Annotated in this window: 17 protein-coding genes, 1 pseudogene and 3 riboswitches; of the genes and pseudogenes, 15 read left to right on the forward strand and 3 right to left on the reverse strand. The window is 37.8% G+C overall.

The features are described 5' to 3' along the window. Window positions 1-40: 40 nt before the first annotated feature. The 3 genes from F601_RS0111895 to pdxR all read right to left on the reverse strand — a co-directional run bounded on the left by F601_RS0111895 (window position 41) and on the right by pdxR (window position 4724). A complete protein-coding gene (locus tag F601_RS0111895; RefSeq protein ID WP_018165908.1) occupies window positions 41-1381 on the reverse strand; it encodes an alanine/glycine:cation symporter family protein in 1341 nt (446 codons plus the stop codon). A gap of 190 nt (window positions 1382-1571) precedes the next feature. Continuing rightward, entirely contained in the window at window positions 1572-2897 is a 1326-nt protein-coding gene (locus tag F601_RS0111900) for an alanine/glycine:cation symporter family protein (protein WP_018165909.1), read from the reverse strand. Between the two features lie 129 nt (window positions 2898-3026). After that, a riboswitch (glycine riboswitch) is annotated at window positions 3027-3138 on the reverse strand. Then, window positions 3139-3218: riboswitch (glycine riboswitch) on the reverse strand. A 99-nt stretch (window positions 3219-3317) separates the two neighbouring features. Then, a complete protein-coding gene (gene pdxR / locus F601_RS0111905) occupies window positions 3318-4724 on the reverse strand; it encodes a MocR-like pyridoxine biosynthesis transcription factor PdxR (RefSeq protein ID WP_026183219.1) in 1407 nt (468 codons plus the stop codon). Between the two features lie 205 nt (window positions 4725-4929). On the opposite strand from pdxR, the gene pdxS reads away from it, so the two are divergent. The 15 genes and pseudogenes from pdxS to F601_RS0111990 all read left to right on the forward strand — a co-directional run bounded on the left by pdxS (window position 4930) and on the right by F601_RS0111990 (window position 22118). Further along, window positions 4930-5805 (forward strand): pyridoxal 5'-phosphate synthase lyase subunit PdxS, encoded by an 876-nt coding sequence (gene pdxS / locus F601_RS0111910; protein WP_018165911.1) that lies wholly within the window; start codon window positions 4930-4932, stop codon window positions 5803-5805. A 12-nt stretch (window positions 5806-5817) separates the two neighbouring features. Continuing rightward, window positions 5818-6402 carry a pyridoxal 5'-phosphate synthase glutaminase subunit PdxT gene (gene pdxT, locus F601_RS0111915; RefSeq protein ID WP_018165912.1) on the forward strand — a complete coding sequence of 195 codons (585 nt, stop codon included), beginning with the start codon at window positions 5818-5820 and terminating at the stop codon, window positions 6400-6402. 74 nt (window positions 6403-6476) lie between these two features. Next, window positions 6477-8810, forward strand: coding sequence for a DNA helicase PcrA (gene pcrA / locus F601_RS0111920; RefSeq protein WP_018165913.1), 2334 nt, complete (start codon window positions 6477-6479; stop codon window positions 8808-8810). 81 nt (window positions 8811-8891) lie between these two features. Then, window positions 8892-9050, forward strand: a riboswitch (M-box (ykoK) riboswitch). A gap of 593 nt (window positions 9051-9643) precedes the next feature. After that, window positions 9644-10969, forward strand: coding sequence for a magnesium transporter (gene mgtE / locus F601_RS0111935; protein ID WP_018165915.1), 1326 nt, complete (start codon window positions 9644-9646; stop codon window positions 10967-10969). 175 nt (window positions 10970-11144) lie between these two features. After that, on the forward strand, window positions 11145-12425 hold the full coding sequence (locus tag F601_RS0111940) for an O-acetylhomoserine aminocarboxypropyltransferase/cysteine synthase family protein (protein WP_018165916.1): 1281 nt from the start codon (window positions 11145-11147) through the stop codon (window positions 12423-12425). 247 nt (window positions 12426-12672) lie between these two features. Further along, a complete protein-coding gene (locus tag F601_RS0111945) occupies window positions 12673-13416 on the forward strand; it encodes a cyclase family protein (RefSeq protein WP_018165917.1) in 744 nt (247 codons plus the stop codon). A 202-nt stretch (window positions 13417-13618) separates the two neighbouring features. After that, window positions 13619-14278, forward strand: a complete 660-nt coding sequence (locus F601_RS0111950) for a DNA alkylation repair protein (RefSeq protein WP_026183220.1) — start codon at window positions 13619-13621, stop codon at window positions 14276-14278. Window positions 14279-14354: 76 nt separating this feature from the next. Beyond that, window positions 14355-14849 (forward strand): thiol peroxidase, encoded by a 495-nt coding sequence (gene tpx / locus F601_RS0111955; protein ID WP_018165919.1) that lies wholly within the window; start codon window positions 14355-14357, stop codon window positions 14847-14849. A gap of 193 nt (window positions 14850-15042) precedes the next feature. Then, window positions 15043-15639: a restriction endonuclease subunit S gene (locus F601_RS0111960; protein WP_155979171.1), complete on the forward strand. Its 597-nt coding sequence runs from the start codon at window positions 15043-15045 to the stop codon at window positions 15637-15639. Between the two features lie 7 nt (window positions 15640-15646). Next, the gene (locus tag F601_RS0111965) at window positions 15647-16603 is read left to right on the forward strand and encodes an aromatic acid exporter family protein (RefSeq protein ID WP_018165921.1); all 957 of its coding nucleotides are present in this window, start codon (window positions 15647-15649) and stop codon (window positions 16601-16603) included. 78 nt (window positions 16604-16681) lie between these two features. Next, entirely contained in the window at window positions 16682-18019 is a 1338-nt protein-coding gene (locus F601_RS0111970; RefSeq protein ID WP_018165922.1) for a DUF2130 domain-containing protein, read from the forward strand. Window positions 18020-18024: 5 nt separating this feature from the next. After that, window positions 18025-18465, forward strand: a pseudogene (locus F601_RS12610) (GNAT family N-acetyltransferase). Between the two features lie 295 nt (window positions 18466-18760). Further along, on the forward strand, window positions 18761-20179 hold the full coding sequence (locus F601_RS0111980) for a glycoside hydrolase family 1 protein (protein ID WP_018165925.1): 1419 nt from the start codon (window positions 18761-18763) through the stop codon (window positions 20177-20179). 125 nt (window positions 20180-20304) lie between these two features. Then, on the forward strand, window positions 20305-21186 hold the full coding sequence (gene truB, locus F601_RS0111985) for a tRNA pseudouridine(55) synthase TruB (RefSeq protein WP_018165926.1): 882 nt from the start codon (window positions 20305-20307) through the stop codon (window positions 21184-21186). A gap of 11 nt (window positions 21187-21197) precedes the next feature. Beyond that, window positions 21198-22118: a bifunctional riboflavin kinase/FAD synthetase gene (locus tag F601_RS0111990; protein WP_018165927.1), complete on the forward strand. Its 921-nt coding sequence runs from the start codon at window positions 21198-21200 to the stop codon at window positions 22116-22118. Window positions 22119-22284: the final 166 nt, after the last annotated feature.

Genomic DNA, 22284 nt, shown 5'->3' on the forward strand with positions numbered 1-22284 from the left:
ATATAGTGTTTTTACATGAAAAAAAGCTCATTTCTGAGCTTTAATCTACATTTTGAATTCTACTGAAGTAGCTTTTGGTTTCTTTAATGATAATTGGTGACAGAGCTAATAGTGCAATCAAGTTTGGAATTGCCATAAGTCCATTTACGATGTCTGCTATTATCCAGATTAATTCTAACTTAAGATAACCCCCAATTGCTACCATTAGAACAAAAATAAATCGATAAATTGGGATGGCGCGTGTTCCAAAAAGGAATTCGAAGCATCGTTCTCCATAATAACCCCATCCAAGAATAGTAGTGAAAGCAAAGAGAACTAAGCTAATTGTCATAGCAAAGATACCAAATTGACCAAATACAGTTGAAAAAGCTTGTTGAGTTAAGGATGCTCCGTTGAGAGCGCTTGACCATCCACCTGTAACGATGATTGTTAATCCAGTTAATGTACAAATAATGATAGTGTCAATGAAGGTACCTGTCATTGATACCAAACCTTGCTCGACTGGTTCTTCTGTTTTAGCGGCCGCAGCTGCAATTGGTGCAGAACCAAGACCGGACTCGTTTGAGAAGACTCCACGAGCAATACCTGCTTGTATGGCCACCATGATTGTAGCACCAGCGAAGCCTCCTGTAGCCGCTTGGCCAGTGAAGGCAGATTTTAATACTAGCATAACACTTGGTAAAATAGCAGAAGCATTAAAGATTAGAACTGTTAAGGCAGCTAAAATATAAATAAGTGCCATGAATGGAACAACTTTTTCAGCAACTTTTGATACAGATTGAATACCGCCAAAGACAACAATTGCTACAAGGATGGCAAGTAAAATACTAATAATCTTAGGGTTAAAACCGAAAGAATTATTAAGTGAATCTGTAATCGAATTTACTTGTGTAAAGGTACCAGAACCAAGTAAGGCAACCATGACACCAAAAATTGAAAAGATAACAGCAAGTGGTTTCCAATTTTTCCCCATACCATTGACGATATAGTACATAGGTCCGCCAGCTATTTCACCATTTGCATCCTGTGTTCGATATTTAATTGCTAAAACACCTTCAGCATATTTTGTTGCCATCCCAAAGAAAGCAGCGACCCACATCCAAAAGAGGGCACCTGGTCCACCTAGCTTAATTGCAGTAGCGACACCAACAATATTTCCTGTACCGACTGTTGCTGCCAGAGCGGTAGCTAGTGCAGCAAAACTGGAGATATCACCTTGTCCCTTGCTTTCGGCAGTGAAGATAAGTTTTAAGGCTTTAGGTAGTTTAAAAACTTGGAGTAAAGCGAGTCTAGTTGAAAGATAGATTCCTGTTCCAACCAAAAGAACAAGAAGTGGTGGTCCCCAGACGAAACTGTCTATGGACGATAAAATGTTATGCATAATAGTCTCCTAATTTCGGAATTTCTTCATAGTCATTTAAGACTATTCGAAGTCTATTATCAGAAATTTAATATCAAATAATTGACTTTACTATTATAAAGTGTCAAGTTTCGTTTGTCAATTTTCTTTCTGAAAATCTCATGATTTTTCAATAATTTAACAAGTAAAAAAGTCCATACGGACTTTTTTATTATAATCTTGAAAAGTAATTTTTAGTTTCTTTAACAATAATTGGTGATAATGCCAAGAGGGCAATCAGGTTTGGGATGGCCATAAGACCGTTAACGATGTCGGCAATAACCCAAATGAGTTCTAGTTTTAGGAATCCTCCTAAACCAATCATTAAAACAAAAATCAAACGGTATCCATTGATTCCTTTAGTACCAAAAAGGAACTCAAAGCAACGCTCACCGTAATAAGACCAACCAAGAATAGTAGTAAATGCAAAGAGGACAAGAGAGAATGTGAGAGCCAAGCTTCCTGCATTTCCAAAAACTGAAGCAAAAGCTGCTTGAGTAAGTGGAGCTCCTTGCAATTCAGTTGTCCACTGTCCAGTAACCAAAATAGAAAGTCCAGTTAGGGAACAAATAATGATTGTATCGATGAAAGTACCAGTCATAGAAATCAAACCTTGTTCCACTGGCTCGTTTGTCTTAGCAGCAGCAGCAGCAATCGGTGCAGAACCAAGGCCAGACTCGTTAGAGAAGACTCCGCGAGCAATACCTTTTTGAATAGCATCCTTAACTAGTGAACCAGCAAAGCCACCAACAGCGGCAGCAGGAGTAAAGGCTGATTTGATAACTAGAGCTAACATTGGAATAATCTGATTATAGTTAACTGCAATGACCGCAACAGCAGCGATAATATAGATAATGGCCATAAAAGGCACAACTTTTTCAGCAACTTTTGAAATAGATTGGATTCCGCCAAATACAATTGCTGCAACTAAAACAGCTAAAATAACACTAGCGATTTTTGGTGAAATACCAAAACTATTATCAAGTGCAGAAGTAATCGAATTAACTTGAGAGAAAGTACCGATACCAAAGAATGCTACAAGGATACCTGAAATAGCAAAGAAAGCAGCGAGTGGTTTCCATTTTTGTCCCATACCATTGACGATATAGTACATTGGTCCACCAGAAATTTCACCTTTGTCATCTTTAGTGCGGTATTTAATTGCAAGAAGACCCTCGGCATATTTTGTAGCCATACCAAAGAAAGCAGCAACCCACATCCAGAAGAGTGCTCCAGGTCCGCCGGCTTTAATAGCTGTCGCTACACCAACAATATTACCAGTACCTACTGTTGCTGCAAGTGCAGTTGCGAGTGCAGCAAAACTGGAAATGTCTCCAGAGCCCTTATCATCAGCAAAAATAAGCTTGAAGGCTTTGGGTAATTTGATAATTTGCAAGAGCCCTAATCTGATTGTTAAATAAACACCTGTACCAACTAATAGAATCAGAAGTGGCGCCCCCCAGACAATATTGTCCAGAGTATTAAAAAATTCTAACATAAAACAATTCTCCTTTTTAAAACCTACGATGCCAAACAAAAAGAAGTTATCCTAGGATAACTTCTGAATTGTAGCAAGATAAGGAAAAAAGACTTAATTATCACTCATTTTAAGTAATATTAAGAAATTAACTTATCTTCTGTCCTTTTGCCTGAGAGATTGGGCAGCTGATGCTACCTTGCCCCTTCGGCGCCTTAAATGATAGAAATGTGTCTATCTAGGTCTCTCCAGAAGTCCGTCAGTCAACCAGTCCCGTCTTACGACACCTGAGAGTGCAACTCCTTCGGCGAAAGCTAAGCTTTCTTCTCCTGAATGACATCATTCGGTTTTGTATTTGATTGTGATTCTATATTATCCGAAAAAACGAACTTTGTCAATAGAATTTCCTGTAATTGTATGGAAAAAAGTACGATTTAATTTTTAATCTTGTAAAATATTTTCTAAAATCGTAATTATCTTTTTGACATTATCCTTTTTTATATTGCCATAATTCACCACAAAGCAATGAGGCCAAGTTTGATTATCTTGATGATAGAAGGATGTGACGGGAGTTATTGAGAGCCCTTGTTCAATAGCCCTTTGACAAATCTCTTCTTCTGGGGTGATTGTTTTAATGTGAAGAATAAAATGCAATCCAGATGAACTATTAACAATACTAATTTTCTTTGAAAGGGAACTTTCTTTGAGCTGATTAATAAAATAATCACGCTTTTTCTGATAATAGATTCTCATTCTATTAAGGTGTTTCTCAAAGTAACCTTCTTTAATAAATTTTGCAAGTGTGTACTGTTCAAGGTTTGAGACAGTATTTGCATAGAAGCTCAGCTTTTCTTTAAAAAGAGGAAGAAGTTGAGGTGGTAAAATCATATAACTAATTCTTAGGGTTGAAACGAGACTTTTACTAAAGGTATTAATGTAAATCACTTTATCTGAGTGATCGATTTTCTGGAGACTTGGTAGTGGTTTTCCGATAAAACGAAATTCACTATCAAAGTCGTCTTCTACAATATATCTGTTTTCTTTCTGACTTGCCCATGCCAGGAGTTCATAGCGTTTACTAATCGGTAAAATAGAACCTGTAGGAAATTGATGGGATGGTGAAATATGAACAATATCTGCCTTACTTTGATTTAGTATTTCCAAATCGATTCCATCTTCATTGACAGGTACTGGTTGAAAATGGACATTAAACTGTTCATAGATTTTTCTTATTTTAGGATAGCCGGGATCTTCAATAGCTACGGTTTTGTTTGTTCCCAATAGCTGTATGAGAAGCAAGTAAAGATAGTCTGTCCCTGCTCCTATGATAATTTGTTGAGGATCAACAGCCATTCCTCTATAAGCATTAAGATGCTCAGCAATAGCTTGTCTAAGTGATAAAATACCTTGACTTGGTGAGACATCTACGAGTTTTTCTTGGTTTTCATTAAGGACTGATCGTAATAATCTTGACCATGTAGCAAAAGGAAATGTTTCTGGATCAATTTGATGATGACTCAAATTTAATTCTGTTCGTGGTAAAACTGACCTTGTTTCAGAAACTGAATCTAGTCTTATTTTTTTTTGAGTATGAATTTTTTGGAGGTTAATTTTTGACACAAAAAAACCTTTTTTTGGAAGACTGTAGATAAATCCTTCTGCTTGAAGCTGTTGGTAACTTGATTCAATAGTTACCACTGAAATTCCAAGGTGTTTTGAGAGATTACGCTTTGATGGAAGTTTTTCATGGGCGAGTAATCTACCTTTTAAAATGTCTTTTTTAATAGAAGTGTATAACTGTTCATACAAGGGTATTTTTGAAGATGAGTTTAATGAATATGTTAATATGTTAGCATAGTAAGTTAATCTGACCCTATAAAATAGTTTTAAAATGAATATTTAAATCAAGTCAGTTTTCATTATAATAAATGTTAATAAAAATGTAAACGGTAAACAGGTGTTGAGACCGCTAAAAATCAAATAGTCAACTTAGTTTTTCTATTGATTTTAAGTTATCTTTCAAAATTTTACCTGTTTTCCAAAGGAGGATCTTATGGTAAAAGAACGTGTTGAATTGAATAAGCAACTTGCTCAGATGTTAAAAGGTGGTGTTATTATGGATGTGACAACACCAGAACAAGCTAGAATTGCTGAAGAAGCGGGAGCTTGTGCGGTTATGGCACTTGAACGTATTCCAGCAGATATCAGAGCTGCAGGTGGTGTGTCACGCATGAGTGATCCTGCTATGATTAAGGGCATTCAAGAGGCGGTTTCAATTCCTGTTATGGCAAAAGTACGAATTGGTCATTTTGCGGAGGCACAAATTTTGCAGGCAATTGAGATAGACTATATTGATGAGAGCGAAGTACTTTCACCAGCTGACGATGTTTACCATATTGATAAAAATCAATTTGAAGTTCCTTTTGTATGTGGTGCCAAGGATTTAGGGGAAGCTCTTAGACGGATACAAGAAGGTGCTACCATGATTAGAACAAAAGGGGAACCTGGGACGGGTGATGTCGTCCAAGCGGTTCGCCATATGCGACAGCTAAATCAAGAAATCAATCGTCTATCTTCATTGACAGAAGATGAGTTATATTACGCTGCAAAAGAGCTGCAAGTTTCATACGACTTGGTTAAATATGTTCACGAAAACCATAGACTTCCTGTTGTTAATTTTGCTGCAGGAGGGGTTGCAACACCAGCTGACGTAGCATTAATGATGCATTTGGGTGCTGAGGGTGTTTTTGTTGGTTCTGGTATTTTTAAGTCTGGAAATCCGGTAAAACGAGCTGAGGCAATCGTTCAGGCAGTGACAAATTATAAGGATGCAAAGCTGATTGCTAAGCTATCAGAAAATCTGGGTGAGGCTATGGTAGGAATTAATGAAGATGAAATTGGACTATTGATGGCTGAGCGTGGTATCTAAGTGGGTAATGCTATGAAAATTGGAATCTTAGCGCTACAAGGTGCATTTATTGAACATGAAGAAATAGTAAGGAAGCTGGGTGCTACAGTCATTGAGATACGTCAACTTTCGGATTTAGAGGAGGATATTGATGGTATTATTCTTCCAGGTGGTGAGTCAACAGCTCAAGGGAAATTATTAAAAGAATTGGGTCTGTTGCAGGTTCTAAAAGAGAAAATAAAATCCGGCTTACCAGTAATGGGAGTATGTGCAGGACTAATTCTGCTTGCAGAAAAACTTTCTAATGATACTAAGCAACATTTGGGCACTTTGCCAATAAAGGTTAAAAGAAATGCTTGTGGTCGACAATTGGGTTCTTTTTCATCTCAGTCAATTGTTAAAGATATTGGAACTGTACCAATGACTTTTATTCGAGCGCCATATATCGAAGAAGTAGCCCCAAATGTTGAAGTTCTGGCTAAGGTTGATGAAAAAATAGTTGGTGTTCGCTTTCAAAATCAAATTGGTCTATCATTTCATCCTGAATTAACAAATTCTTTTAAAGTACATCACTATTTTATTGAATTATGTAAAAAGAATTCTCTGAAAAACCTTTAATCATAAATTACCCTTTTAGTTTTAAAAATGGTATAATTTTATAGCTGATTTGAAATGAACTGAAAGGTTGAAAAATGAATCCTTTATTAAATGGTATGAATGAGAAACAGGCCGAAGCGGTTAAAACTACTGAAGGCCCACTTTTAATTATGGCTGGTGCAGGATCTGGTAAGACTCGTGTCTTGACTCATCGAATCGCCTATTTGATTGATGAAAAATTTGTTAATCCTTGGAATATTTTAGCTATTACCTTTACCAATAAGGCTGCGCGTGAGATGCGTGAGCGTGCTATGGCACTGAATCCTGCGACAGCGGATACCTTGATTGCTACCTTCCACAGCATGTGTGTCCGCATCTTAAGACGAGAGGCAGACCACATTGGCTACAATCGTAATTTTACGATTGTCGATCCTGGTGAGCAGCGCACGCTTATGAAGCGTATCTTGAAGAACCTTAACCTTGATCCTAAGAAATGGAATGAACGCTCTATTCTGGGCACCATTTCCAATGCGAAAAATGACCTTTTGGATGAAGTGGCTTATGAGCATCAGGCAGGTGATATGTATACGCAAATAGTTGCCAAATGTTATAAGGCTTATCAGGAGGAATTGCGTCGTTCTGAGGCCATGGACTTTGATGATTTAATCATGATGACGCTGCGTCTTTTTGATAAGAATCCAGATGTTTTGGCTTACTATCAACAACGTTACCAATATATTCACGTAGATGAGTATCAGGATACCAACCATGCCCAATACCAATTGGTTAAACTTCTGGCATCACGCTTTAAAAATATTTGTGTTGTTGGGGACGCTGACCAATCTATTTATGGATGGCGTGGGGCTGACATGCAAAATATCCTTGATTTTGAAAAGGACTATCCTCAAGCAAAAGTTGTCCTTCTTGAAGAAAATTACCGTTCAACTAAAAAAATCCTACAGGCGGCAAATGAAGTTATTGGAAACAATAAGAATCGCCGTCCAAAGAAACTGTGGACACAAAATGATGATGGTGAGCAAATTGTTTACTATCGTGCCCATGATGAACGCGACGAAGCTGTCTTTGTAGCTTCAACGATTGACAATATTGTCCGTGAGACTGGCAAGAACTTTAAAGATTTCGCAGTTCTTTACAGAACTAATGCCCAGTCTCGTACTATTGAAGAAGCCCTGCTTAAGTCCAATATTCCTTATACCATGGTCGGTGGAACAAAGTTCTACAGCCGTAAGGAAATCCGTGATGTCATTGCCTACTTGAACATTGTGGCTAATACAGCAGACAATATCAGTTATGAGCGAATTGTCAACGAACCAAAGCGTGGTGTAGGACCAGGAACTCTTGAAAAAATCCGCCAATTTGCCTATACCCAAGAGATGAGTTTGCTTGATGCATCGGCTAATATCATGCTATCGCAAATCAAAGGTAAGGCTGCTCAGGCGGTTTGGGATTTGGCTAATCTAGTTCTTAACTTACGTGATAAGCTTGATCAGCTGTCTGTAACGGAATTAGTAGAAGAAATTTTAGATAAATCTGGCTACCTAGATGCCCTCAAGATTCAAAATACACTTGAAAGTCAAGCTCGTATTGAAAATATTGAAGAGTTCCTGTCAGTTACAAAGAATTTTGATGAAAATAACACTGATGGGACACCAGAAGAGTCCGGTTTAGATAAATTGGGACGTTTCCTAAACGACTTGGCTTTGATTGCTGATACGGATGAGGGTGACCAACAGACTGCAGAAGTTACCCTCATGACTCTTCACGCAGCAAAAGGACTGGAATTTCCGGTTGTCTTCTTGATTAGTATGGAAGAAGGAGTCTTCCCTCTGTCACGCGCTTCTGAAGATCCTGACGAATTGGAAGAGGAACGTCGCCTAGCTTATGTTGGTATTACTCGAGCCGAGGAAATACTCTTCCTGACCAACGCCAACAGCCGTGTCCTTTATGGTAAAACCAGCTACAATCGTCCTACTCGATTCCTTCGTGAAATCTCCGATGAGCTCTTACGGTACCAAGGACTTGCCCGACCTGCCAATACTTCCTTTAAAGCTTCTTATGCTAATGGCGGAGCAACACAGTTTGGTCAGGGAATGAGCCTGCAAGAAGCTCTGCAAGCTAGAAAAGCACAGGCACAGCCAAGAACAAGTTCTTCTTACCAGACCTCAACTGCTACCAAAGCTCAGCCATTTTCAAGAACAAGTGCAGGTCTGCCATTTGGTCAATCTAGCGCAAGTAAGGAAGCAGTGGACTGGCAAATTGGGGATATCGCCCACCATAAAAAATGGGGTGATGGTACTGTTCTTGCAGTTAACGGTTCAGGCAAAACTCAGGAGTTGAAGATTAATTTCCCTGAAGTTGGGCTAAAAAAACTTTTAGCCAGTGTGGCGCCAATTGAGAAAAAATCCTAAACTAGAAAAAATAGTTTTCTGAAAACTACTTTTCAAAAATTCACCTTAGAGTTTGTTGAACTAAAAAAACTAGTGTGTTATAATTAGTTTCGGTAGGTGAGGCTACTGAAGGGATACGGATTACTGCCGCAAAATGGTGGAGACACCATGCGTTGGCCAACAGTCTTTATCGAAACAAGGTTTAGAATAGTGTAATAACATTGCCCTTCAAAGCTAAAGCTCAAACGTAACAAGTCATCAGAAACTATGCTCGATTTAAGAGTAAGCAAACTGAAACTCAATTTCTGATGTTTGTCAATCTGAGTCTAAAATGAATCCACCTACCTGAGGTGGATTTTTTTCGATTTTTAGTCAATGTTCTTTTATGTCTAAGAAGAAAATAGAAATCTATTTATTAAAGTGTTAAACTCGGGCTCGGACCGATGCAAAAAGATAGTTTTTCCTTGGACGCCAGCATCCGGCGTCTAACCTCCTATTTTTGCTTGGTTCCATTCGCCCTTAGTATCTTGTTGAAATTGAACTCGGGCTCGGACCTATGCAAAAAAGATAGTTTTTCCTTGGATGCCAGCATCCGGCGTCTAACCTCCTATTTTTGCTTGGTCCCCATTCGCCCTTAGTATCTTGTTGAAAGGAGTGATGATTATGGATAATTCCCCAGTTCCCGAACCCAGTTTGATTGTCAAAGGTTTTGGGATTATCTTAATGGCACTCCTGAAATCTTTTCACTATAGTTTTCAGTCACCCTTAAACTGATAGTTTTTCTTGTATTTTCTTTCCTTGTAAAGTTGAGAGTAACAGAGCTCAATTTAAGAGTGACTTGTACGGAGGAAGAGATGAATAAAGTAGACATTAATTTCAAAGAATTGGCTAGCTTGCAAGCAACATTAAAAACAATGCAAGAAGTAGATATTGCAGAATTTCTCATAAAAATGGAGCCAGAAAAACGGACTATTGTAATGACTATGTTACCAAAGGATGTTCTGGCAGAAGTATTTGCAGAGCTTCCACGAGATTTGAAAACAGAAGTTATTGAAAGTTTTACCAATCCAGATTTGAAAGACTTAATTGATGAACTGGCTTCGGACGATTTGGTTGATAGTTTGCAAGAATTACCCTCAAATATGGTTACAAAACTTTTGCATTATGTCGATTCAGATAGAAGAGATAGTATCAATAAATTATTGAATTACCCAGAAGACAGCGTTGGAAGCTTGATGAGTGTGGACTATGTAGCCGTGAAAAAGAGTGACAGTAAGTCGGATGTCCTTAAAAAGATTTCACAGTCTCCAGCTGATCACGAACACTTAGATTCTATCTTTATTAAAGATGATAAACGTCAAATTATTGGCTATTTTTACTTGGCCGACTTGGTTAGATTACAGGAAGAGTCACTTGACTCTATCATTCAATGGAATCCTGTTAAAGTCTATACTCATGATGATCAGGAGAAAGCAGCAAAGCTTTTCAATAAACATTCACTTTTGTCTATTCCTGTTTGTGACAAAGAGGATAGGATTGTAGGAATAATTACAGCCGATGATATATTTGATGTCATTGCAGACGAGATTCATGAAGACTACTCACTTATGCAAGGGATGGGAACGACCGAGTCACCATATTTAGAGACTGGTGTCTTTTCTCTGGCTAGTAAACGCATCGTCTGGCTCCTTGTTTTGATGATTTCTGCAACAGTTACTGGATTTATTATTGAAAAATATCAGGCGGTACTAAGTTCCACAGTAGCTTTAGCTGCCTATATCCCTATGTTAATGGATAGTGGTGGTAATTCAGGATCTCAATCTTCAACTCTAATCATTCGATCAATGGCATTAGATGAGATTAAAGAAAGAGATAGTCTCAAAGTATTGTGGAAAGAACTTCGTGTCGGCTTGGTTGTAGGAAGTATTTTAGCTTTGGTCAACCTAGTTAGAATGATGCTTCTTAGTCAAGTATCACTCAACATTTGTGTAACAGTAAGCCTAACCCTCTTAATGACTATAGTCATGGCAAAACTTGTAGGAGGACTATTGCCCGTTCTAGCCCGTAAACTAAAGCAAGACCCTGCAGTTATGGCTGGACCACTGGTAACAACAGTTGTTGATGCTTTTGCTTTGGTTATTTATTTTAAAATAGCACAGCTTCTAATGGGAATTGGGTAATTTCTGAACCTATTCCTATTAAGAAAGTAAATTCAATGATGTAAACTCGAGGTATAGTTATTAACTATACCTTTTTCATTTAAATAAGTATTGGAAAGCTTTTCAAAAATGGAGTAAAATGAAATGGTGAGTATTTATAAAAATACGAATTGACTATTCAATAGGGAGACAAGTTATGACACGAGAATTTTCTTTTGAAACTTTACAATTACATGCTGGCCAAAAGCCTGATGCTGAAACTAAATCACGTGCAGTTCCAATTTACCAAACAACGTCCTACGTCTTTGATGATGCTCAAGAGGCAGAAGACCTTTTTGCATTAAGAAAACCTGGGAATATCTATACCCGTATTGGTAATCCAACAGTTGCTGTTTTTGAAGAGCGCGTGGCAGCTCTAGAAAAAGGTGTCGGTGCCTTGGCAACTGCTTCAGGTATGGCGGCTCTCACCTACACAGTCTTGGGGCTTGCTCATGCAGGTGACCATGTTGTCGCAGCTACAACCCTTTATGGTGGTACTTTTAACTTGTTGAAAGAAACACTACCTCGTTATGGAATTACAACAACTTTTGTTAATATTGAAAATCTTGAAGAAGTTGAAGCAGCCATCAAAGACAACACTAAATTGGTCTTGATTGAAACCTTAGGTAATCCTCTTATCAATATTCCAGATATTGAAAAAGTGGCTGAATTGACACATGCTCATAATATCCCTTTGGTAGCAGATAATACGTTTGGAACACCTTACCTGATCAATGTCTTTGACCATGGCGTTGATATTTCTGTTCACTCAGCTACAAAATTCATTGGTGGGCATGGTACTACAATTGGTGGAATCATTGTCGATGGCGGGAAATTTGACTGGGAAGCATCTGGCAAATTCCCTCAATTTGTTGAAGAAGATGCTTCTTACCATAATATCTCTTACACGCGAGACATCGGAGCAGCAGCTTTTATTACAGCCCTTCGTGTTCAGCTGCTACGTGATATGGGCGCAGCACTTTCACCGTTTAATGCATTCCTGCTTCTGCAAGGACTCGAAACCTTGTCGCTTCGCATAGACCGTCATATTGAAAATACTAAGAAAATTGTTGACTTCTTAGAAAATCACCATAAGGTTGAAAAGGTAAACTACCCTAGCTTGCCATCTAGTCCTTACTTTGAGTTGGCTAAAAAATATTTCCCTAAAGGTGCGGGTTCAATCTTTACCTTCCATGTTAAAGGCAATTCTAAGGATGCAGCAACAGTTATCGACAATCTAGAAATCTTCTCTAATTTGGCCAATGTTGCTGATGCTAAATCTCTTGTTGTTCATCCTTATACAACAACACATGCACAAATGTCAGCAGAAGATTTGGCGGCCTGCGGTGTCACACCAAATCAAATCCGTCTATCAATCGGTCTTGAAAATGCAGGTGACTTGATTGAAGATCTTAAACTTGCTTTAGATAAGATTTAAGGGATATCTGTAATATTTTTATACCGAAAGTCAGAGTTTGGAACTCATTATGTTCCAGACTCTGTTTTTTGAATTCACATACAAAATAAGCAAAATCTATAACTGACTATAAAAGAATAAAATAGCTAAAAAGGTTGATATTACAGGCTTTTTACCCTATACTATTGACAAGTTAAAAAGACAACTCATTACTCGTTTTGAGTAATTACCGAATGATTTCTAGATAGAATAAGCTTGGAGGATTCCTATGACAACATTACATGAAGCACTTAACATTTTTAAAGCAGCAAAACTAGTAAACTTATCGCATCAGATTGATGAGAATAGCCCCCATTTTGCTGCGTTACCTGCCCTTGAGTCAAAAGATATTTTTACTCTAAAAGACGGTTTCCATGTACAACAATTTTCTGTGGTAGGTCAATACGGAACTCACATTGATGCGCCTATTCATTTTGTTGAAGGTGGGAAATGGCTTGATGAACTTCCGTTAGAAGATTTTCTTTTACCGCTTTTTGTTATTGATAAATCAAAAGAAGTAGCAGAAGATCCAAACTATGAATTAAGTAAGCAAGATATTTTTGATTTTGAGGCTAAGTATGGTCAAATTCCTGCTGATAGTTTTGTTGCCTTCCGCAGTGATTGGTCTAAACGCTGGCCTTCGCAGGATGCTATAACTAACCTAGATAAAAAGGGAACACAGCAAACTCCAGGTTGGTCTCGTGAAGCATTAGAATTTTTGATTCATGAACGTCAGGTTAAGGCATTAGGGCATGAAACATTGGACACTGATAGTGGAAAAGCAGTTTTTGAAGCTGGTGGCATTCTAAATCAAGAATATTATCTCTTAGAGCAAGGAATCTACCAAGTTGAAGTTCTGGCTAATTTGGATCAGGTTCCAGCAACAGGAGCGGTTATCTCTATTGCTTTCCCCAACTGGAAGTCGGCGACTGGGTCACCAGTTAGGGCGATAGCATATGTTCCTCAAGGATAGGATTTTGGATATTTAAATCATCAAGAGCATCAGTCTAGGTTTAGGCTGATTTTTTGTTATAATGCAACTATGAATTTTGTTTTGTTTTGATTGGGCTTGGCTTATGGTAGATATTTGTGGACTACATTAGGCCTTAAGTCGATGTGATAACAAGCTCTGCCTATATTTCCAAAACAATAAAAGATACTTTTGAGAGGTTTAGATAATGAAGTATAAGGAAGTGAAATCACATTTTGAAGAATTGGCTGATGCAGAAAAAGCTAAAGAGATGTCTGCCTACATGCGAAATCATTTTGTCTTTTACGGGATTCCTACACCGGCTAGGAGAGCGTGCTACAAGGACTTACTGAAGTCAGAGAAAAAGAAGAAGGTCATTGATTGGGACTTTCTGGATGCTTGTTGGAATGATCAACATCGTGAATGTCAATATTTGGTGAGAGATTATTTGACAGCAATGAAAGCTTTTGTGACTTTTGATGATATTCCTAAAATAGAAGGTTATGTGCGTTCCAAGCAGTGGTGGGACAGCATTGACGGCTTGGATAAGGTCATCGGTCATATTGGATTGACTGATAAGCGTGTTGATGATCTCATGCTGACTTGGGCAGCAGATGACGATTTTTGGTTGCGTCGCCTAGCTATTGACCATCAATTAGGGCGCAAAGATAAGACAAATACTGAATTGTTGGAGAAGATTTTAGTCATGAATTTTGGTAGCGATGAATTCTTTATCAATAAGGCTATCGGTTGGTCTTTGAGAGATTATTCTAAAACTAATCCTGATTGGGTGCGCAGCTTTTTCCAAAAGTATGACAGTCAAATGGCTCCCTTAAGTATCCGAGAAGGAAGCAAATACATTTGATTTTCAAACAAATTTTTGGAAAGATGTCAGAAAATTTTGTAGAATGTCGCTATGAAATGAAAGTGAGGACATCCTTATGCCAACATTTATCGGAAAACCCGTAACAGTTTCTGCTGACAAGCAAGTACAAGTTGGAGAAAAAGCTCGAGACTTTAAGCTCATGGCTAAAGATTTGACCAGCAAAACACTAGCTGATTTTGCTGGAAAGAAAAAAGTGATTAGCGTTGTGCCTTCAATTGACACAGGAATTTGTTCGACACAGACCCGTACTTTTAATAAAGAACTATCTGAGATGGATAACACAGTCGTTCTAACAGTTTCTGCAGATTTGCCTTTTGCACAAGCACGTTGGTGTGGTGCAGAAGGACTGGAAAATGCCATCATGCTTTCAGATTTTTATGACAATAGTTTTGGTAAGATTTATGGACTTCTCATGGAAGAATGGCACTTGCTAGCGCGTGCTGTTCTTGTTCTTGACGAGACTGATACCGTAACTTATGTTGAGTATTTGGATAATATTAACTCAGATCCAGATTATCAAGCTGCTATCGAAGCAGTCAAAGCACTATAATCTTTCTAGTTGTTAATTTGAAAAATAGCAGAGCAGGAAACCTAGTTGTGTAGTGTTTCTTGCTTTTCTTTTAAGTTTTATCACTACATTCAAATAAGGAAATTAATCTATTTAAAATAATAGAGATGAAATCACAAGAGCCCTTGAAAAAATCATTAATTAGTATTAGAATACTAATTAATAAGGAGGAAGTATTGTGACTGTTTTTGAAGATTATCAAAATTTAAAAATTTCAAAAGTAGCTTTGAAAGATGTAACAACTTGCTTTAAGGGCAAGGCAGTTTCAAAATTTTCTGATCAAGGAAATGTACTGGTTATTAATCTAAGTGATATGACTGAGACTGGTATACTTTATGAAAACTTACGCAAAGTCGAAGCAAAAGAGTCAAGTCTGACACGTTATATTTTAGAAGAGGGGGATGTCTTGATTGCTTCCAAGGGTACCGTCAAAAAAGTAGCAGTCTTTGAAGCTCAAGCTAGTCCAGTAATAGCGTCGGCCAATATTACAGTATTAAGACCAACTTCAGATATTCAAGGTTATTATATTAAGCTATTTTTGGATTCGGATTTTGGCCATGCACTTCTAGAGGATGCAAATGCTGGCAAACAAGTCATGAATTTGAGTACCGAAAAAATTCATAGTATTGAAATACCAAAAATATCACCTTTAAAACAAAGTTATCTTATTCAACGTTATTTGCAAGGCTTGAATGATTATAGAAGAAAAATAAGCCGTGCTAAGCAAGAGTGGAGCCGTATTCAAGCTGAGGTAGAGAAAGGATTATACTAAATTATAGATGAGCATTATTGAACGAACTATTAAAATTAGTGCTGCGACACTTTTAGCTATCTTTTTAGCTAATTCTTTTGGTCTATCGTACGCTAGTTCAGCTGGTATAATAGCTATTTTGAGTGTTTTAGAAACACGAAAGACCAGCTTAAAAGTTGCCAAACGACGTTTTCTGTCACTGATTTTAGCCTTTATTATTTCTTGTTTTATTTTTTACTTTTTGGGATTTTCGCTGATATCATTAGGATTATATCTTATGATTTATATTCCTCTTGCTTATTTCTGGGGACTAGAATCTGGTATTGCTCCTATAACAGTCTTGGTAACGCATCTTTTAGCAGAAGAAAGCATAGCATTACCAGTTTTGGTAAATGAGGTGTCAATTTTTATTATTGGGGCTGGAGTTGCATTGATTTTTAATCTCTACATGCCCTCTCGAGATGAGGAAATTCAAGCATTCCATATGCGAGTTGAGCAACAGATGAAGGCTATATTGTTACGATTTGAGGAATTTCTTCTAAAAGGTAATGGACAAAATGATGCGACCCTCATTAAGGAATTAGATGGTATTTTGGAGGAGGCATTGGAACTCGTCTATCATGATCGTCATAACCATCTTTTTCATCAAACCAATTATCAAGTGCATTACTTTGAGATGAGACAGCAACAAAACCGACTGTTGAGGCAGATGGCAACAAATATTAATAATTGTAAGTTAGAGTCCCGAGAAAATGCCTTGTTAGCTCATCTTTTTCATGAAACAGCACGGCAATTTAGTGAGCGTAATCCGGCAGTCACACTTATTAATGATATCAATCTCATGCTTGAAACCTTTAGGCAAAGAGAGCTGCCCAAAACTCGTGAAGAATTTGAAACCAGAGCTATTCTTTTTCAACTTTTACAAGACTTGGAACGCTTAATTCAACTTAAAGTTGATTTTTACCACACCTACAAGCAGGACTAATAAAATCAAATACCCTCGAAAACGCTAGTTTAGCGTTTTTTTGTTATAATAAAAGAAATTATTTGATGTGAGGATTTTATGAACGAAATCAAATGTCCGCATTGCGGTACTGTTTTTACAATTAATGAAACTGAATATAGCCAACTTCTTTCTCAAGTAAGAGGCGCTGAATTTGAAAAGGAAATTCATGAGCGTTTGACTCGTGAGACAGAATTATTGGAAGAAAAGGCCAAAAATGACTTACAAGCTCAAGCCAGTGACAAAGATAAAGAAATTGCTGAATTGACTAGTCAGCTTGAACAAGTCAAACAGTTGCAAGAGTTGGATAAGCAACAAGCTTTGGTTGAGAAGGATAAAAAGATTGCTGACTTAGAAGCTCAGCTTGATAAGTTATCTGGTCAGCAGGCTCTTGAACTTGCCAAGTCTTTGTCAGAAAAAGATAGAGAAGTTCAAGAATTACAAGCTCAATTAGATAAGCAAGCCCTAACCCATGAAAATGAGCTGCAGAAATCTCTAGCAAGTCTTGAAAAAGAGAAGGAAGCAGTACAAAGTCGATTGGCGCTCCAGGAAAAAGAAGCAGAACTTCAACTGACTTCGGTGCGCAGCGACTACGAAGTGCAATTAAAAGCAGCTAATGAACAGGTTGAATTTTATAAAAACTTTAAAGCGCAGCAATCGACCAAAGCAATCGGTGAGAGTTTAGAGATTTACGCTGAAACCGAGTTCAATAAGGTTCGTAATCTTGCTTTTCCAAACGCTTATTTTGAGAAGGATAACACTGTCTCAAGTCGAGGATCTAAGGGGGATTTCATTTTTCGGGAGAAAGATGAAAATGGTATTGAAATACTATCTATCATGTTTGAAATGAAAAACGAGGCAGATGGTACAGTCAAGAAGCATAAGAACGAAGACTTTTTTAAGGAGTTAGATAAAGACCGTCGTGAGAAGAAATGTGAGTACGCCGTCTTAGTTACCATGCTTGAAGCTGATAACGACTATTACAACACAGGGATTGTTGACATCAGTCACAAATATGAAAAGATGTACGTCGTCCGCCCTCAGTTCTTTATCCAGCTTATTGGTCTCTTGCGAAATGCTGCGCTTAATTCACTTAAGTACAAGCAAGAACTTGCCTTGATTCGTGAACAAAATATTGATATTACGCATTTTGAGGAAGATCTAGAAACCTTTAAGCATGCCTTTGCTAAGAACTACAATTCAGCCAGTACCAACTTTAAGAAGGCTATTGATGAAATCGATAAGGCCATTAAGCGTATGGAGGCTGTTAAGGCAGCACTGACAACCAGCGAAAACCAACTTCGCTTGGCCAATAACAAGTTAGATGATGTCAGTGTCAAAAAATTAACCCGCAAAAACCCGACTATGAAAGCTAAATTTGAAGCTTTGGGAGAGTGAAGTTTATGGAAATAAGAGACTATCAAGCATCAGATGGCCAAGGACTGCTTCCTTTGTATGAGGAATTAGGTTATCCGACAGTTGAAGAAAGCCTAGCGAAGTGGTTGGACAATTTGTTACAGCTACCGAATTACTATCTGAAGCTAGCTAGCATCAATAATTAAATTGTTGGCTTTATTGGTTTTTCAAAGCTACATTTCTTCGAAAGAGATGGCTCTTATTATCGTATGTTAGCACTGGTGGTTTCTGAAAAATACTGTAAACAAGGTATTGCTACAGGCTTAATTGATGAGGTAAGACTGAAAGCTTATCAAGAAGGGGTAACTGCTCTAGCATTAAATAGTGGAATGACTAGTGCAAGAGAAACTGCCCATGAATTCTACCAACATTATGGCTTTAAAAAATCAAGCTATGGTTTTTCTCTCGACTTGGATTGGGAAAAATGATCTATTTTGTGAGTTCTTGTTGTTTAAAAGGGATTTTTTCCCTTTTTATTTTTTATAAAAAATTATTTCAAGTTTTGTGATGACCATTATATTTTTGAAATGGCTAAATACTTATTGAAAATATCTGTTTTGCTTAGATGTAATTGTTTTCTTGGTTTGAAAATCATATTATAGTACCAGTATTCCTTAGTTTATTACAAGTTTTCTGCTTTGGATTGCGTTATAATGAAAGGGCTTAATATTTAATATAAAATAGGTGAGGAGCCTTGTAGCTTAATTAAAAAGGAGTCGACTTATGCAACACAAAACATTAAAACCATTTCCGGATGACTTTTTCTGGGGAGCATCAACTTCAGCTTATCAAGTAGAAGGGGCTGCCCTTGAAGATGGAAAAGGACCTTCATGTCAAGACGTCAAAGAAATTCCTGAAGGAACATCTGATTTATCTGTTTCTGTTGACCATTATCATCACTATAAAGAAGACATTGCCCTTATGGCAGAAATGGGCTTCAAATCATATCGTTTCTCAATCTCTTGGACTCGTATCTTGCCAAATGGAACGGGAGAAGTGAATCCAAAAGGTATTGAATTCTACAATAATCTGATTGATGAATGTTTGAAATATGACATTGAACCAATCGTGACAATGTTCCACTTTGACATGCCAGCAGCGCTTGATGAACGTGGTTCTTGGTCAAAACATGAATCGATTGATTGGTTTGCAGAATTTGCCACTGTTTTATTTGAGAATTTCGGTGACCGTGTCAAATATTGGTTGACAATCAACGAACAAAACATGCTTACTTTGGTTGGTCCCGTTATCGGAACACTCCATGTTCCAGAAGGTACAACAAACCTCACTAAGGAAATCTACCAACAAAACCATCACCAATTGGTAGCGCAAGCAAAAGCCATGCAAATCTGTCATGAAATGTTGCCAGAAGCAAAGATTGGACCAGCTCCAAATATTTCTCTTGTCTACGCTGCTTCATCAAAACCTGAAGATGTCTTGGCTTCACAAAACTTCAATGCCATTCGTAACTGGCTCTACCTCGATGCAGCGGTTTACGGTGTTTATAACAATCTTGCTTGGGCTTACCTTGAAGAGCAAGATGCAGTACCAACTGTTACTGAAGAAGATTTGGCAATTATGAAGGCTGGAAAACCAGACTTTATCGGCTTTAACTACTATAACACTGCAACAGTGGAAGCATCTGATGGCTCGGAAGCAGCAGGAGCAAATGGCGATCAACAATCTCACTTAACCTTCCCAGGCGTGGCTAAGAGTGTTGACAATCCAAATCTTGTTAAAACTGAATTTGGCTGGGAAATTGACCCAATTGGTTTCCGTGGTACTGTTCGTGAAATGTACAGCCGTTACCGTCTCCCACTTTTAGTTACTGAAAATGGACTTGGTGCTTATGACACACTAACGGAAGACGGAAAAATCCACGATCCATATCGTATTGAATACTTACGTCGTCATATCGAACAAATTCAATTAGCAATCACGGATGGTGTTGATATGATGGGCTACAACCCTTGGTCAGCAATCGACCTCATCTCAACACACGAAGGTATTAAGAAACGTTATGGTTTCATCTATGTTGATCGCGATGATTTCGACCTTAAAACACTTAAACGCTACCGCAAAGATTCATTCTTCTGGTACAAGAAAGTCATTGAAAGCAATGGTCAAGATTTAACAGACTAAAAATAAATTTACATTTTTTAAAAGCAAACCGGACGCCAGAAATCACTAAAGGCCTTAAAAAGTTATTCTGATTTCATAGGAGTTTGGCTTGCCTTTTTTGTCTTAAAACAGTTATAATAGAGCTTATGATTAACGGAATTATTAATTTGAAAAAAGAGGCTGGTATGACCTCTCATGATGCGGTTTTTAAGCTCCGCAAAATTTTACATGAAAAGAAAATTGGACACGGAGGAACTCTTGATCCAGACGTGGTTGGTGTCCTTCCCATTGCGGTTGGTAAGGCAACCCGTGTCATTGAATACATGACAGAAGCTGGTAAAGTCTATCGTGGCCAGGTTACCCTAGGTTATTCAACAACTACTGAAGATGCTAGTGGTGAGCTTGTAGAACAAAAAGCTGTTGACTCAAATTTGGCAGCGCAAGCCATTGACCGGGCTATGGAAAACTTTAAGGGTCAAATTACACAAATCCCACCTATGTATTCAGCTGTTAAAGTTGACGGGCGAAAACTCTATGAGTATGCCCGCGCTGGCCAGGAGGTAGAGCGACCAAAGCGTCAGGTAAGCATCTATGATTTTAAAAGAACAAGTGACCTTGTTTTTGATGATGATTGCTGTCGTTTTGATTTTGAAGTCAAATGCAGCAAGGGGACTTATGTCAGAACCTTGTCAGTTGATTTAGGACAAGCATTGGGCTATCCAGCCCATATGTCAGCCTTGGAGAGAGAAGCTTCAGCTGGACTGGTCTTAAAAGATGCTTTGACTTTATCTGAAATTTCAGATAGGGTTGCCAAAAATGATTTTTCTTTCCTTCTGCCTATTGAATACGGTGTTTTAGATCTGCCTCGTATGGATTTATCAGAAGAGGAAATGACAGAGATTTCCTTTGGCAGACGGGTCACTTTAGCAACAACCGAACCTCTTGTAGCAGGTTTTTACCAAGATAAGTTAGTGGCTATTCTTGAGCCACGCGAGGACAGCTACAAACCTAGAAAAGTATTGATTTAGAACGGAAAAAGATGGATATACAATTTATTAACAATCAGTTTGACATTCAGTCAGATCAAGATTGTGTCTTAGTGCTAGGATATTTTGACGGGCTTCACCGTGGTCATAAGGCACTGTTTGATAAGGCACGGGAAATAGCAGAGCAGGAAAATTTAAAAGTAGTGGTACTGACTTTTAATGAATCACCTCGTTTGGCATTTGCTCGATTTACTCCTGAGCTCTTGCTTCACATTGCATACCCTGAAAAACGCTATGCTAAATTTGAGGAATATGGAGTTGATAAACTCTATTTGGTAGATTTTACAACACAGTTTTCAAAAATTTCATCAGATCAATTTATCAAAACATTTATTGAAGGGCTTGGCGCAAAAGCAGTTGTAGTCGGATTTGATTATAAATTTGGACACAATCGAACTGACAGCGACTACCTTTCTCGAAATTTTTCAGGGAAAGTCATTACTGTTCCTGAAGTTCAAGATGATGTTGGGAAGATTAGCTCAAGTCGTATTCGTGAATTGATTACTGAAGGTAATGTCGCAAAAGCAAATGAACTATTGGGATACGAATTCTCGACACGTGGCATGGTAGTTCATGGTGATGCGCGTGGGAGAACCATTGGATTCCCAACTGCCAATCTAGCACCAATTGACAGAACTTATTTACCTTCGGATGGCGTTTATGTGACAGATGTTTTACTGCATGGTAAAAGACATAGAGCAATGACAAGCGTTGGTAAAAACGTGACTTTTGGCGGAACTGAGCTCCGTTTAGAAGCCAATATTTTTGACTTTGAAGGTGATATCTACGGAGAAACAATTGAAATTATCTGGTTAGATAAAATCCGTGATATGGTGAAATTCGATGGTATTGATGCATTAGTTGCACAACTTGAATCTGACAAAGAAATTGCACTTAATTTTGGGACAGAATAATAAAATCACATTATCAGGGATGGAAATTTCAATGCATTATTATCTCAATGTAGAGTCACTCGAAGTCGATTTTTTAGAGAAGTTAATTTTCTAAAATCTGCTTCGTTTTAATTCGAAAAGTCATAGCCAAGATGACTAATTTTTTGTATAATAGATAATGAGTAAA

Origin of the sequence: Streptococcus henryi DSM 19005 (assembly GCF_000376985.1) — a bacterium.
In the GTDB taxonomy this organism is placed as follows: Bacteria; Bacillota; Bacilli; order Lactobacillales; family Streptococcaceae; genus Streptococcus; species Streptococcus henryi.

Excerpts from the sequence above, each read along its gene's own strand:
- F601_RS0111895 (WP_018165908.1), bottom strand. The coding sequence starts at position 1,381 with ATGCATAACATTTTATCGTCCATAGACAGTTTCGTCTGGGGACCACCA.
- F601_RS0111900 (WP_018165909.1), bottom strand. The coding sequence starts at position 2,897 with ATGTTAGAATTTTTTAATACTCTGGACAATATTGTCTGGGGGGCGCCA.
- pdxS (WP_018165911.1), top strand. The coding sequence starts at position 4,930 with ATGGTAAAAGAACGTGTTGAATTGAATAAGCAACTTGCTCAGATGTTA.
- pdxT (WP_018165912.1), top strand. The coding sequence starts at position 5,818 with ATGAAAATTGGAATCTTAGCGCTACAAGGTGCATTTATTGAACATGAA.
- pcrA (WP_018165913.1), top strand. The coding sequence starts at position 6,477 with ATGAATCCTTTATTAAATGGTATGAATGAGAAACAGGCCGAAGCGGTT.
- mgtE (WP_018165915.1), top strand. The coding sequence starts at position 9,644 with ATGAATAAAGTAGACATTAATTTCAAAGAATTGGCTAGCTTGCAAGCA.
- F601_RS0111940 (WP_018165916.1), top strand. The coding sequence starts at position 11,145 with ATGACACGAGAATTTTCTTTTGAAACTTTACAATTACATGCTGGCCAA.
- F601_RS0111945 (WP_018165917.1), top strand. The coding sequence starts at position 12,673 with ATGACAACATTACATGAAGCACTTAACATTTTTAAAGCAGCAAAACTA.
- tpx (WP_018165919.1), top strand. The coding sequence starts at position 14,355 with ATGCCAACATTTATCGGAAAACCCGTAACAGTTTCTGCTGACAAGCAA.
- F601_RS0111965 (WP_018165921.1), top strand. The coding sequence starts at position 15,647 with ATGAGCATTATTGAACGAACTATTAAAATTAGTGCTGCGACACTTTTA.
- F601_RS0111970 (WP_018165922.1), top strand. The coding sequence starts at position 16,682 with ATGAACGAAATCAAATGTCCGCATTGCGGTACTGTTTTTACAATTAAT.
- F601_RS0111980 (WP_018165925.1), top strand. The coding sequence starts at position 18,761 with ATGCAACACAAAACATTAAAACCATTTCCGGATGACTTTTTCTGGGGA.
- truB (WP_018165926.1), top strand. The coding sequence starts at position 20,305 with ATGATTAACGGAATTATTAATTTGAAAAAAGAGGCTGGTATGACCTCT.
- F601_RS0111990 (WP_018165927.1), top strand. The coding sequence starts at position 21,198 with ATGGATATACAATTTATTAACAATCAGTTTGACATTCAGTCAGATCAA.